The sequence below is a fragment of the Pseudomonas sp. Wu6 genome, assembly GCF_019891515.1.
In the GTDB taxonomy this organism is placed as follows: Bacteria; Pseudomonadota; Gammaproteobacteria; order Pseudomonadales; family Pseudomonadaceae; genus Aquipseudomonas; species Aquipseudomonas orientalis_A.
On sequence record NZ_JAFLXH010000070.1, the window covers coordinates 1 to 12,034 of the forward strand.

Annotated in this window: 12 protein-coding genes; all 12 read right to left on the reverse strand. The window is 60.6% G+C overall.

The window, feature by feature from the left end; translation table 11 throughout:
* Positions 1-188 precede the first annotated feature (188 nt).
* On the reverse strand, positions 189-1,142 hold the full coding sequence (locus J1G34_RS26475) for a DMT family transporter (RefSeq protein ID WP_122561093.1): 954 nt from the start codon (positions 1,140-1,142) through the stop codon (positions 189-191).
* Between the two features lie 75 nt (positions 1,143-1,217).
* Complete coding sequence (locus J1G34_RS26480) at positions 1,218-2,174, reverse strand: fimbrial protein (RefSeq protein ID WP_065891664.1); 957 nt, start codon at positions 2,172-2,174, stop codon at positions 1,218-1,220.
* A 68-nt stretch (positions 2,175-2,242) separates the two neighbouring features.
* On the reverse strand, positions 2,243-3,211 hold the full coding sequence (locus tag J1G34_RS26485; protein ID WP_065891663.1) for a fimbrial protein: 969 nt from the start codon (positions 3,209-3,211) through the stop codon (positions 2,243-2,245).
* 37 nt (positions 3,212-3,248) lie between these two features.
* Positions 3,249-3,785: a fimbrial protein gene (locus tag J1G34_RS26490; protein ID WP_065883286.1), complete on the reverse strand. Its 537-nt coding sequence runs from the start codon at positions 3,783-3,785 to the stop codon at positions 3,249-3,251.
* A gap of 11 nt (positions 3,786-3,796) precedes the next feature.
* Positions 3,797-4,276 carry a fimbrial protein gene (locus J1G34_RS26495; RefSeq protein WP_065891662.1) on the reverse strand — a complete coding sequence of 160 codons (480 nt, stop codon included), beginning with the start codon at positions 4,274-4,276 and terminating at the stop codon, positions 3,797-3,799.
* Positions 4,277-4,304: 28 nt separating this feature from the next.
* Positions 4,305-4,787, reverse strand: coding sequence for a fimbrial protein (locus tag J1G34_RS26500; protein WP_065891661.1), 483 nt, complete (start codon positions 4,785-4,787; stop codon positions 4,305-4,307).
* Between the two features lie 10 nt (positions 4,788-4,797).
* Complete coding sequence (locus J1G34_RS26505; protein ID WP_065891668.1) at positions 4,798-5,379, reverse strand: fimbrial protein; 582 nt, start codon at positions 5,377-5,379, stop codon at positions 4,798-4,800.
* 17 nt (positions 5,380-5,396) lie between these two features.
* Positions 5,397-6,158 (reverse strand): fimbria/pilus periplasmic chaperone, encoded by a 762-nt coding sequence (locus J1G34_RS26510; RefSeq protein ID WP_222994848.1) that lies wholly within the window; start codon positions 6,156-6,158, stop codon positions 5,397-5,399.
* Positions 6,155-8,758 (reverse strand): outer membrane usher protein, encoded by a 2,604-nt coding sequence (locus tag J1G34_RS26515; protein WP_163003377.1) that lies wholly within the window; start codon positions 8,756-8,758, stop codon positions 6,155-6,157. Before J1G34_RS26515 ends, J1G34_RS26510 begins: the two co-directional genes overlap by 4 nt.
* Positions 8,759-8,778: 20 nt before the next feature.
* Positions 8,779-9,339 carry a fimbrial protein gene (locus tag J1G34_RS26520; RefSeq protein WP_065937136.1) on the reverse strand — a complete coding sequence of 187 codons (561 nt, stop codon included), beginning with the start codon at positions 9,337-9,339 and terminating at the stop codon, positions 8,779-8,781.
* Positions 9,340-9,390: 51 nt separating this feature from the next.
* The gene (locus tag J1G34_RS26525) at positions 9,391-9,900 is read right to left on the reverse strand and encodes a fimbrial protein (RefSeq protein ID WP_065891666.1); all 510 of its coding nucleotides are present in this window, start codon (positions 9,898-9,900) and stop codon (positions 9,391-9,393) included.
* Between the two features lie 496 nt (positions 9,901-10,396).
* Positions 10,397-11,581 carry a thiolase family protein gene (locus tag J1G34_RS26530; protein WP_065891658.1) on the reverse strand — a complete coding sequence of 395 codons (1,185 nt, stop codon included), beginning with the start codon at positions 11,579-11,581 and terminating at the stop codon, positions 10,397-10,399.
* Between the last annotated feature and the right edge of the window lie 453 nt (positions 11,582-12,034).

The window sequence follows — 12,034 nt, forward strand, 5'->3', positions numbered from 1 at the left end:
TGCCGAGTGGTGGGGCAAGAGCCCTTTGGTTACTTTGGGGCTTTTCCAAAGTGACCCGCCGTCAGGGCGGAACCCTAAGTGGCCGTTACCGCAGAAACGGATATGTACTCGGTCCAATCCAACATCCCGGCCAGCCCCGAGGCCGCCATCGGGGGCAAGCCCCCTCCCACAGTTGGCTCTCCATACCCCTAGACCAACCGCGCACGCCGAGCCTTGAGCCCCGCCACCAGCGAAGGCGCCAACGCCACCATCGCCGAGCCCATCACCACCACCAACGCGCCAAAATACCCCAACGCGTTGATCGCTTCGGCCTGCACAAACTCCGGCCACAACCACGCCGCCAGTGCCACCGCCACAAAGGTCACCAATGGCGTCAAGGCCAGGGTCGCACTGACCCGCGACGCCTCCCAATGCGCCAGCGCTTCGGCAAAGGCGCCGTAGGCCACCAGGGTATTCATGCAGCACGCCAGCAGCAGCCAGCCTTGCAGCGGGCTCAGTTGCAGCGCCTCCAACGGGTGCGCCCAAGGCGTCAGCAACACCGCACATGAGAGGTAGATCACCATCATCACCTGCAGCGAATTCCACACCGTCAGCAACTGCTTCTGACCCAAGGCGTAAAACATCCAGATGGTGGTCGCCAGCAGCACCGTCAGCACCCCGGTGGTGTAAGTCCCCATCGATGTCAGCAGTTCCACCAGGCGCTGGTTGAAAAACAGCCCGAAGCCGATGATCAACACCACCAACCCCACGCCCTGCCCAAGGCTGAAACGCTCCTTGAACACAAACACGCTGGCGATCATCAGGAAAATCGGCCCCATCTGCACCACCAGTTGCGCGGTACCGGGGCTGAGCATCTTCAAACCCACCAGATACAACACGTAGTTGCCCACCAGCCCGCACACGGCCATCGCCACCAGCCAGCCGCCCCTGGGGCCAAGTACCCGGCGGCTGGGCAAGCGCCGCGTGAACGCCAGATAGATGAACAGGCAACTGCCCGCGACGATCAGGCGAAACCAGGTCACCGTGATCGGGTCCATCACCTGCAATACCTGTTTGAGCTTGATCGGCAGAATGCCCCAGAGCAGCGCGGTCAACAGGGTCAGGAGAAAACCGTAGACCCAGCGGCCCGAAGAGATGTGCATGAGTGCCCCAGATGCCAGAGGAAGTGGAACCGGCATTCTAGGGGCATGCGGTGCGCTTTGGGTATCACGCTGTGTTCAGGGCACGCCCATCACCAGTACCCCGCTGCCGCTGATGGCGCCGGCGGACGGCAGCGAGCCGGCTCGACGTACCAGGGAAAACGTCACGTCATCGGCGCCCGAGCTGTTGGTGATGCGGGTCAGGAACGAACCGTTGACCGGTACGGCGGCCCCGTTACGCACCAGGGCCGTACCCACATCGGCATTGGTCATCAGCAGCAGGCGCGAATCGAACCCGGTGCGGGTGCCTTTGTACGTGATGGTGATGGGTGTGTTGATACCGCCGTCCGGGCAGGAATAGGTAAGCCTGCGATTGCTGACGATGGACGTTGTCAGCGGGTCGGTGCCTATCCCCCGTTGGTGCACATTGCCAAAATTGATCTCGATGGGAGTGTTGTTGTTGATCGTGCAGGTTGATGGGGAAATATCGAAGTTGTTGGCGGCGGTATAGGTGAGGGTCAGCTGCGGTCGGCTGGCGTCCCAATTGTTCGAACTGGTAAGACGCAAAAGCCCCAAATTGTCGCCTGCCCGAATACTGATCGGATTGGACGGAAAGTTACGCACCAATATGTACGGGGTGATATTGATCGGGTAAGCCACCCCGTTGTTGGGCATGGTCGCTACTCTCAAGCCAGAGAGCACCGGGGTATTGTAGAACGACCCATTGATGCGCAAGCCAGTCCCTTGGCCGCTGAATTTCGGCCCGGGCGTCCAAGGTGTGCCTGACGCGTTCCCGGTAGCCCAGTAGTCCTCTCCCCACGCCGGGCCCTGCCCTGGAGAGTACCGACATTCCAGACGCGCCCCTTCCATCATGATCCGGGTACGGTCTGCACTCAGCGTCACCGTGACCGGGACCTGCATGTTGGGATTGCCGGTAATCCACCCGCCGCCATTAATGCGGCAATCAACGGCAATTGCCGTCATGCTCACACTCGTCAGGGCAAGCACCACCATGACGCCAAATAGTCGTTTCATCTTGAACTCTCTCGAACATCTGAAAAAAAGTGCGTATCCCCCTGTGCTAGCGGGCGTGGTCTTATGCATCAGGGCACTCCCATCACCAGCACACCGCTCCCGCTGACGGCTCCGGCGGCCGGCAGCGACCCGTTGCGTCGAACGAGAGCAAACGTCACATCGTCCCCGCCTGTGCTGTTGCTGATATGTGTCAGGAACGAACCATTCACAGGTACCGCTGAACCCGCGCGGACGAGAGCCGTGCCCACGTCCGGATTGTTCATCTGCAACACACGTGAATCGAATGACGACGGGCTGCCTTTGTAGGTGATGGTGATGGGTGTATTAATACCGCCTTGCGGGCAGGAATATGTGAGCCTGCGGTTGCTGACGATGGATGTTGTCAGCGGGTCAGTCCCGATGGCTCGCTGGTTGACGGGGCCGAAGTCGATATTGATCGGATTGTTGTTATTGATCGTGCAGGTGGATGGAGAGATGCCGAAGTTATTCGCGGCCGTGTACGTGAGCACCAGCCGTGTACTTCCCGAACTGTAATTATTGGTCTGCTGGAGGTTCAACGCGCCCAGGGTATCCCCTATCCGAACCTCGATAGGGTTGCTCGGATCGTTACGCAGCAAAATGTAGGGGGCTATATTGATGGGATACCCCCCACCGTTGTTTGGCATGGTCGCGATCCGAATATCGAACGGCACCGGGGTGTTATAAAACGCGCCGTTGATACGTAAGCCGGTACCCTGCCGGGTAAACTTCGGGCCGGGCACCCAAGGGGGGCCGGCCTGTGCAGAGGTTCCCCAAAAGTCTATGCGTGTAGGGTGGGCAGGCGAAGGAGTGAATCGGCACTCCAACCATGCACCTTCAAGGATCAGGCGAGTGCTGTCCGAGCCTACTCGGACGGTGACAGGGACCTGCAGGTTGAGAATCCCACCGTCGCCAACGTATTGCCACCCACCGCCATTAACGCGGCAATCAGCCGCTCGTACGGTCGTGGCCACACTCAGCAGGACAAGAAGCACCATAGCGCCATAAAGTCGTTTCATTTTAATCTCTCGTTGCTCTGCTCTCCCCAGCCAAAGCCTATGGATAGTCCAGCGTAAAAGTTGAGGTCACCGTGTAGGCACCGTGCCCGATGGTTTGATCCTTGATGGCGGTCGGCTCGCCCTGCACGTAAGCCTTGAGTTCGATGGCATTGCTGCCGTCGCTCAACACCTGTTTGTCGCTGACGGTATTCAAGGGCAAGGGTTTGTCGCTCAGGGTTTCCATGCCGACACCAATGCCCGAGGCACCGCTGCCACCGTCCAGCGCGAGCAAGCCGCGAAGCTCTCTGTTCTCCGTACCGCCGAAGGTGATGGTCACCGAGTTGCCGATCGTGGTATCGCAGTCTTCCAGGTGCAGCTTGAAACGCTTACCCACCGAGCGCGTGTTGATATAGAGGTACTTGCTGGTGAGGTCCCAGAGTTCCAGCGTGATGGCCTCGTCGCCGGGGCGCAGGGTGCAGGCCTCTTCAACCAGATTGCCTTTGAAACGCAGATTGTCCGCCGCCTGCCCCACGGGGGTCAGGCCGACGGCGAGCAGAACGGCCAGGCCTGCCTGTTGAACCCTTTGATATCGCATCGAATAAGCTCCTACTGGTATTCGGCCAACAACGTGGCCACCGCCGTGAACCTGGCGGGAGGCAACGTTGCTCCGGGCTGTTGCACCGGCACTACCTCAAGGGTCGGCGGTGACGACAAGGTGATGTCCATGGGCGTATTGAGTGCAAATGGCAGGTTGTTCTGAAAAACCCGGATGCCCAACGCAGGCACGCTGGTCTGCACCGCTGAACCGTCGAACGCCGTGGGCGTGCCGTTGACGCTCAGCTTCAATGCCCACGGCAGGGTGTCGGCGCCGCAATTGATGACGTAGCCGACGCCTCTGCGATACCTCACCCCATCGACGCGTTTTACCCCGACATCGCCAAAGTCGATCTCGATGGTGTTGCCCGCATCGATCGTGCAGGGAGGCGGTTCGTTCAGCGTTCCACTGAACGTCAAGTTGGCCGACGCGCCACTGCACAGGCCGATGGCACACAGGGCGAGTAGCGCTCGCGGCTGCCAAGCTGTCATGGGTCGTTCCTCTTTTTATCGGTAACCATCATTGGTAATCGACCACCAGGGTCGCAGTCGCGTCGAAGGCCCCGCCGGTCAGCTGGCTGCCCGCACGTTTGACCGGCACCGCCTGCACCACGGGAAAATTGGGGTAGGTAAAATTCACCGCGGTATTGAGCGGCCAGTCAGCGCCATTCACGAACAGCCGCACGCCCAGGTCCGCCTTGCGGGTGGCGAGCGCGCGGTTGTCAAACGCCGCCGCCGTGCCCTTGAGCTCCAGACTCAACGCATTGCTGAAAGGCGAATCGCAGGTGACGGTATACGGCACCCCTCGCCGGTAATTGACCCCATCGACCCGTGACGTCAGCAGGTCATTGCCGAACGGTACGTCGAGCGTGCTGCCACCGTTGATGACGCACGGCGGGGGCGCGATGATCACCGCGCGAATGGTCAAATTGGTGTCGGCCTGCAGGCCCTGGCTGACCGCCAGCAACACGCCGGTGGCGATCAAGCCGATTGATTTAGCCATCGTTGCACCCTTACTCATAAGTGAGCCTGAAATCCACCACCGCCCTGAATGCCCCGCTGGTCAACGGCGCAGCGGTGCGCGTGGGCCGTACATGCCAGGTCTGGGTATTGCGGCCCACGGGCAAAAACAGCGGCTGGCCCCTTGAGCCCAACTGCACGTCGCGACCGAGGGCATCGGTCAACTGCAGGCCCATGCCGGTAATGCCCTGCACTCTGACCAGGCGTGGATCGTCGGCATCGGCCGGCGCCTCAAACGTGACCGACAGCACCGGTTGGTAGGCGCTCCAGGTCAGGTTGCCCGTACGCTCATTGCGTATACGCCCGGCGGTGCGCAGGCAGTCGGTGAAGCGCAGCTGAAACGCCTTGGGCGTCGCCTGGTCACCGGGCCGTTGCAACTGGCTGGTCGACACGGCCTCCAGATCGACGGTCTGGTGCAGCGAGGTCATTTCCAGGCTGCACGGCGACTCGTGCATGGACCCGAGCACATTCAGCATGCCGCTCATGCCTTCGATATCCTCCTCGTCCGCGGCCTGTGCGCCCATGGCCAAGGCCCATAACAGGCCGCCCAGCACTTTCACTTTTTGCGACGTCATGACGTTCTCCCGCACCATTACTCATTCGCCGGCGCGGCCTGCCGGTTCACTGTGCAAGTGTCCCCCGTGCAGGTGAAGGCCAGGAGCGGGCGACCGCCGTAGTCGTTCACATAGGCCAGATAAGGGCTGCTGCCCAACGCCTTGGCGGTGGTGCCCAAGGCCAGGGTGCCTTTGGGGGGAACCATCAGCGGCACGAAACCCGGCACGGTTTTGCCGTCCTTGCTGTCCCGCGCATCCACCAGCGTCACGTAATACGGCGTAGGGTTATTCACCCGGTATTGATCGCCTTCACGGGTCAGGGTCAGTTTTTCCTGCCACGGGTTGGACAAGTCCTGTTGGCTCGGCTCGATGGCTTGCGGGCGGTAGAACAACTTGATGCGGGTCTGCAGCGCGATCTGCAGGGTGTTGGACTTATCGCTGCGCGGCGGAATTTCCCTCAAGTTGAAGTAGTAGACCGTCTCGCGATCCTGCGGCAGCGCCTTGGCCGCCGGCAACGCCTGGACCTTCACCTGGCTTTGTTTACCCGGCTCCAGGCGTTGGACCGGTGGCAGCACAATCAACGGCGTGGTGATTTTCTTGCCGGTTTCGTCCTCGATCCAGCCCTGGGCCAGATAGGGCAACTGGGTATTGTTGTTGGTGATATTCACGCTGGTGGCGTCTTTGCCACCGTCGAAAATCACACGGGTACGGTCCAGGCCCACGGCAGCGTTGGCGTTCTGGCTCAAGGCCAGGGCCAACAGCGCGAAGGCTGGAAAGAGGTGACGTGTAGTGGGCATCATGAGGCTGTGTTCTCCGTATCGATAGGCGTGCCGGACAGCCCGGCGGGCTCGGGCAGGGATGGATCGGCGGCTACCGGCTGGCAGCGCAGTTGCAGGGCATCGGTCAAACCATCGGCAGGCAAGGTGGCCGGCAGCGTGAGCAGGCACCGCGCGTCCCCGCCCCAACTGACGGTCATCTGCTCGCCGGCCTGAATGCCGCTCAAGTAGACTTCGCCGCCGTCATTCACGATGCCGGTGTCCTGTTGCTTGAGGTTCTGCACCGTCGCGCCGAAAGGCGGCGAACTGCCATCCGCCAGGCGCAGCACCGCCATGGCCTTTTCACCGGCAATCACATCCAGCGAGCGATAACCGATCGCGCCTTCGGTGAGGGTCAATTGCGTGACGGATTGAGTGGCTTCGACATTGCTCGGCAAACGCTCCAGATCAACACTGGCGGCAGTGCGCTGATAGCTGCTGATGTCCGAAATCACCGCTTTGCCGAAGGCATTGCTGCGGGTCGGCGCGCCATAACCGCGCACCGGCACATCGGGCACACCGGCGGTATCGACCATCAGGCGGGTGCCGCCTGTACTGGTGGTTCGATGGAGCGCCGCCCCCTGGGCCGTGAGCGTGGCACCGCCGCGCGCGGAGACGCCGAGGCTGCTGGAACCGCCTTGCTGCCTGCTGGCGCTCACATCGAGGTCGACGTTGTCGCCCATATGGCTCAGGTATCCGCTGGCGGAGGTGTTGCTGGCACTGAGCTGGTAGCTGTTGCGCTCATCGAGGCGATCGCTGTAGCGCGAGGTAAAGCCGTTTTTGCCGGCGGCTCGATTGGCGTCCAGCGACAGCGTGCCGGTACGCCCCAGCGGCAGGCTGACCGTCAGCGCCATGCCGTTGTCCTTGTAGTTATATTCCTGGGTGCGGTACATGTTCAGGGACAGGCTCATGTTCTTGACCGTGCCCACATTGAAGTAGCGCGACAGCGACATGTTCCAGCGGTGCGTGTCCGGCCGGTCCCAGTAGGTTTGCTTGTTGTAGCTGGCGTAGACGGTGGCGCCCAGGTCACGGAACTGCTTGTTGACCGTCACCGTGTACAGCGCCTTGCTGCCACCGATAGGCTTCCAACCCTCGTTGAGGTCGCGATAATCCCCTCGCCCGCCGAGTTCGCCGTTCAACCCGTAATGCCGGGCATCCAGGTACTCACTCATGCTCAGGAAGTTCTTCTCGGAAAAGCGGTAGCCGGCGAAGGTCACCTGGCTGTCGTACTCTTCGAAGTTCTTCGAATATTGAAGGCGGTAGGATTTGCCCGAGAGCGTCTCGTTCCATACGTTGGCACGCGACTGCGTGACATCCAGCGAGACGGCGCCGAACGCCAGCAAGTCCCGCCCGGCGCCCACGGATAACGCCCGATAGTTGTTATCGGTGATACCGCCACCGAACAACGACCAGCCATTGCTCACGCCCCAGGAAAACTCTCCGGTACCGAAGACGGCACCATCGGAGCCCGTCTGAAGGTTGGACGGTCGCCCGCTTGCCAGTTTGTAACGGACCTGGCCCGGGCGCGTCAGGTAAGGCACACCGGCGGTATTGAGTTGGAAGGTATGCACCGAACCGTCCTGTTCTTCCACCCGCACATCCAGCTTGCCGGTTACCGCATCATTGAGGTCCTGAATGCGAAAGGGGCCCGCCGCAACCAGGGTTTCGTAGAGCACACGGCCCTGCTGGCTGACGATGACTTTGGCGTTGGTCCGGGCCACACCGACCACTTCCGGCGCATAACCGCGCAGGTTGGGGGGCAGTTGGCTTTGATCCGAGTTGAGCGCGGCGCCGGTAAAGCGGAAGCTGTCGAACAGGTCCGAATACAGATAGTTCTCACCCACCACCAGGCGCGCCTGCAACGCGGGAATGGCGCGATACGCGTAGTAGCGGCTCCATTCCAGCTTTTGCGGGCCGGCGGCCTCCTGCCGACCGCTCTCCACACGCCCCTGCCAATCCGCCCTGAGCCGCCAGGCACCGGCATTGGCGCCCACGGTGCCATTGCCGCTGAGGTTTTGCCGCCGGCCATCGTTGCGCTGGTAATTGGACTGCGCCGTCAGGCTGTAGTCCACCAGCAGCCCCGGCACCCCTTCATCCCATCGGGAAGGCGGGTCCCAATTGATAGCGTTGTATTCAAGGTAGGCCTGGGGCACGTTGATGCTCAGGGTAGAGGTGGCCAAATCACCCCTGACCTCCATTCCGGGCAAGCTGGTTATATCCAGGCACTCGCCGTCCTTCCACCACAGCCGTTGGCCGGCTGCGGACACTTTCAGCCCCAGTTGTTCGACCAGACTGCTCGACAAACAGGCCTGGCTGCCCTTGGGGTCGTTATCGGGGGGATAGAACGCCACCGATTGCTCAGCAATAGGCTGGGCATTGAGGTGCACGGCCATTGAGTAAGTGCCCGGCAGAATGAATCCACTGCGCGCAAATTGGGACAAGTCAATATTGGCGCGATCGCTCAGGTCGAGAACGTCGGTATTGAACTCGATATCCCCAGCGCCCATCGCCGTGCCTGCCAGTGACATCAACCCGCCGAACAGCCCGGGACGCAGCGTTTTTTTGATCTTCGACGTATTCAACATGCAAGCCTGTCCATCACTGTTCAAAAGTATTCCAACTTGAACCGCACTGCGGCACTGTGAGCCCCGACCACCAATGGCAAGCCGTTGCCGACCAGGAAAAACCGGTAGTTGAGTGTCATGTCACCTTCGGCCAGCGGAACCGGCGCCATGCGTTGCCCCGGCAGGCTTTCCTGGCCGGCGGCGTCGATGATGTGCAAGGCCACCCCCTGGGAGTCGCCAGACACTGCGAAGGAGAGCCCTGCCCTGTCGGTAGGGCCTTCGAACGTCACGCGCATGTGTTCCCAATCCGGCAGGCTTGCACCTGGGCGCGAAGGGTCCGGGCGGCTCAACGAGCAATTGACCAGACGCAGTTGAAACGGATGGTCTTCGCCCCGCGTGTTGCGCAACAGCCGCCCCACTGGCTCGGGCGGCATCTCGATGGTTTGATCGATACTGGCAAGCTCCAGCCCGCAGGCGGAATCAACCACTTCCCCTCCCAGCAGCACGACCCCATCGCCTTGCGCAGTCGCCTGGGCGACGGCACAAGGGCTGATGAATGTCGTTAATGAAGAGGCGATAGCCAGACGTATGAATGTGTTCACCTGGATCTCCCGTCAGCGTCCCCCCGCCACACTGGGTGGCGGGGGTGAAACTTACTGATAAGCCAAAGTGAAATTGGTGACCGCGCTGAAGTCGCCGGGAACGATGTCCCCAGTGGCGGCGCCTTGGACGTAAGCCCCGAATTCCAGCGTGTTATCACCCACGCTGATGACTTGCGGGGCGGTAGGAACACCCAACTTAACGAGGGCACCGCCATGGGTCATCATGATGCCCAGGTTGCCTGCACCGCCGACCGTACCGATCGCGCCGGGCACTACCGTGGAGGGCGCGCCGGTGAAGGTCGTGGTGACAGTGTTGTCAGTGAGGCCGGCCAGGTCGCAACCTTCCAGTTCGATCAGCACGCGTCGGGCTTCCGATTTGCCACCCGCTTGCAACTGATGCTTTGCAATCGCACCCAGGCGAACGGTTTGGTCGACGGAGTCAGGCTTGATTGAGCAGGCACCCGAGTGGACCGACCCGATAAACGTCACCGTTCCATCCGCCCCGTGCGCCATCGACATCGAACCCGCCAGCAGACCGACAGACAACAGCACAGTTTTCATTTTGATTTTCATCTACAGATTCCCACTTACAAGTGTCATTAAGAGCCTTGCCACCGATTGGCGCAGGGCTGATTGAAAGAGCGGTTTGACCTATGCGTCGAAGGGAGTTCCTGAAGTGCTTTTCCAACTTCTTGTATTGCATTTCAGGATCACGCTCAACGCCGGGCAAGTATCCACTGCACACTTGAAGTCGTAAGCCAGCTCTTTCCCTTAATGGCGTAGCCCTTGTATATCAATGCCTGCAGGAAAATTATGGCAATTTGCCAAAACTTTAAAAACAGCTGAAGGAATAGGCCTACATCTAAGTTAGATGAGAATTATTTAACAACGGAGAGAGCTGTAAGAATAAGGCTACATGCACTTTAAAACAATAAACTTCACGGCGGCTTTGCAACTAACTATTTGACCGGCGAGCCGAGACATCGCTGAACGACAGATGCAAAAAGGGGGAGCAAAGCTCCCCCCGTCAGCGTGTGTTGCAAGCGTCAAGCAAGGCCTAACGCACGGCCTCAAACAACCCGGTTGCGCCCATTCCGCCGCCCACGCACATGGTGACGATGCCGTAACGCAGGTTGCGCCGTTGCAACTCGCGCACCAGGTGTCCCACCTGCCGCGAGCCGGTCATGCCGAACGGATGGCCGATGGAGATCGAACCGCCGTTGACGTTGTATCTGGCGTTGTCGATGTGCAGGCGGTTACGCGCATACAGGCACTGCGAGGCAAACGCTTCGTTGAGCTCCCACAGGTCGATATCCGCTACCTGCAAGCCTTTGGCCTTGAGCAGCCTGGGCACCGAGAACACCGGGCCGATGCCCATCTCGTCCGGCTCACAACCGGCCACGGTAAAACCGCGAAAGAACGCCTTGGGCTTGAGCCCCAGCGCCAGGGCTTTTTCCAGGCTCATCACCAGGGTCATCGACGCACCGTCGGACAACTGCGACGAATTACCCGCGGTCACCGAACCGTCTTCGGCAAACACCGGCTTCAAGCCACTGAGGCTGGCCAGGGTGGTGTCGGGGCGGTTGCAGTCGTCGCGGTCGACCACGCCATCGAGCACCTGCACTTCACCGGTATTCTTGTCTTCGACTGTGTACTTGACCGCCATCGGCACGATTTCATCGTTGAACAACCCATCCGCCTGCGCCTGCGCGGTGCGCTGCTGGCTTTGCAGGGCGTACAGGTCCTGATCCTCGCGGCTGACGTTATAGCGACGCGCGACGATTTCGGCGGTCTGGCCCATAGGGAAATAAATGCCGGGTACCTGCTCCTTGAGCAGCGGGTTGATCAGGTGGTCGGTGTTGACGCTTTTCATGGTCAGGCTGATGGACTCCACGCCGCCGGCGACAATGATGTCGCTGCAACCCGAAGCAATCTGGTTGGCGGCAATGGCAATCGCCTGCAGGCCTGACGAGCAGAAACGGTTGAGGGTCATGCCCGCCGTCCCCGTGCCCAATTGCGAGAGCACCGCCACGTTGCGCCCGATGTTGTAGCCCTGGGCACCCTCGTTGGAACCGGCACCGACAATGCAGTCCTCCACCGTGGCCGGGTCGATGCCGGTGCGGGCCAGCAGCGCGTTGACGCAATGGGCCGCCATATCATCGGGCCGGGTCTGGTTGAACTTGCCGCGAAAGGACTTGGCCAAGCCGGTTCGCACACTGTCGACAATCACTACTTCACGCATGGGGCTACCTCGATCTTGTGGTTGTGGATCGAGAATAGAGCCGGGCCCGGCTGCCCGCGATGATCATTCACTGCATGGATGCAAAAGCATGGAGGCCTGTGTGAGGTCTACCTGATGCGCAGAGATCCAATGTGGGAGGGGGCTTGCCCCCGATAGCAGACTGTCAGTCGATGCAGTTGCAACTGACCCACCGCCATCGGGGGCAAGCCCCCTCCCACAGATGGACCGAGTCAGGCTCAGGCTATTTCTTTTTCTTCTTGTCGTGCTTGTCGGTTTCGGCGAATACAGTCTATCTAATGTGCACAAATCAAATGTGGGAGGGGGCTTGCCCCCGATGGCAGACTGTCAGTCGATGCAGTTGCAACTGACCCACCGCCATCGGGGGCAAGCCCCCTCCCACAGGTGGACCGAGTCAGGCCCAGGCTATTTCTTTTTCTTCTTGTCGTGCTTGTC

Bases quoted from the DNA above. Each gene is read 5' to 3' on its own strand.
- J1G34_RS26475 (WP_122561093.1), bottom strand. From the start codon at position 1,142: ATGCACATCTCTTCGGGCCGCTGGGTCTACGGTTTTCTCCTGACCCTG.
- J1G34_RS26480 (WP_065891664.1), bottom strand. From the start codon at position 2,174: ATGAAACGACTATTTGGCGTCATGGTGGTGCTTGCCCTGACGAGTGTG.
- J1G34_RS26485 (WP_065891663.1), bottom strand. From the start codon at position 3,211: ATGAAACGACTTTATGGCGCTATGGTGCTTCTTGTCCTGCTGAGTGTG.
- J1G34_RS26490 (WP_065883286.1), bottom strand. From the start codon at position 3,785: ATGCGATATCAAAGGGTTCAACAGGCAGGCCTGGCCGTTCTGCTCGCC.
- J1G34_RS26495 (WP_065891662.1), bottom strand. From the start codon at position 4,276: ATGACAGCTTGGCAGCCGCGAGCGCTACTCGCCCTGTGTGCCATCGGC.
- J1G34_RS26500 (WP_065891661.1), bottom strand. From the start codon at position 4,787: ATGGCTAAATCAATCGGCTTGATCGCCACCGGCGTGTTGCTGGCGGTC.
- J1G34_RS26505 (WP_065891668.1), bottom strand. From the start codon at position 5,379: ATGACGTCGCAAAAAGTGAAAGTGCTGGGCGGCCTGTTATGGGCCTTG.
- J1G34_RS26510 (WP_222994848.1), bottom strand. From the start codon at position 6,158: ATGATGCCCACTACACGTCACCTCTTTCCAGCCTTCGCGCTGTTGGCC.
- J1G34_RS26515 (WP_163003377.1), bottom strand. From the start codon at position 8,758: ATGTTGAATACGTCGAAGATCAAAAAAACGCTGCGTCCCGGGCTGTTC.
- J1G34_RS26525 (WP_065891666.1), bottom strand. From the start codon at position 9,900: ATGAAAACTGTGCTGTTGTCTGTCGGTCTGCTGGCGGGTTCGATGTCG.
- J1G34_RS26530 (WP_065891658.1), bottom strand. From the start codon at position 11,581: ATGCGTGAAGTAGTGATTGTCGACAGTGTGCGAACCGGCTTGGCCAAG.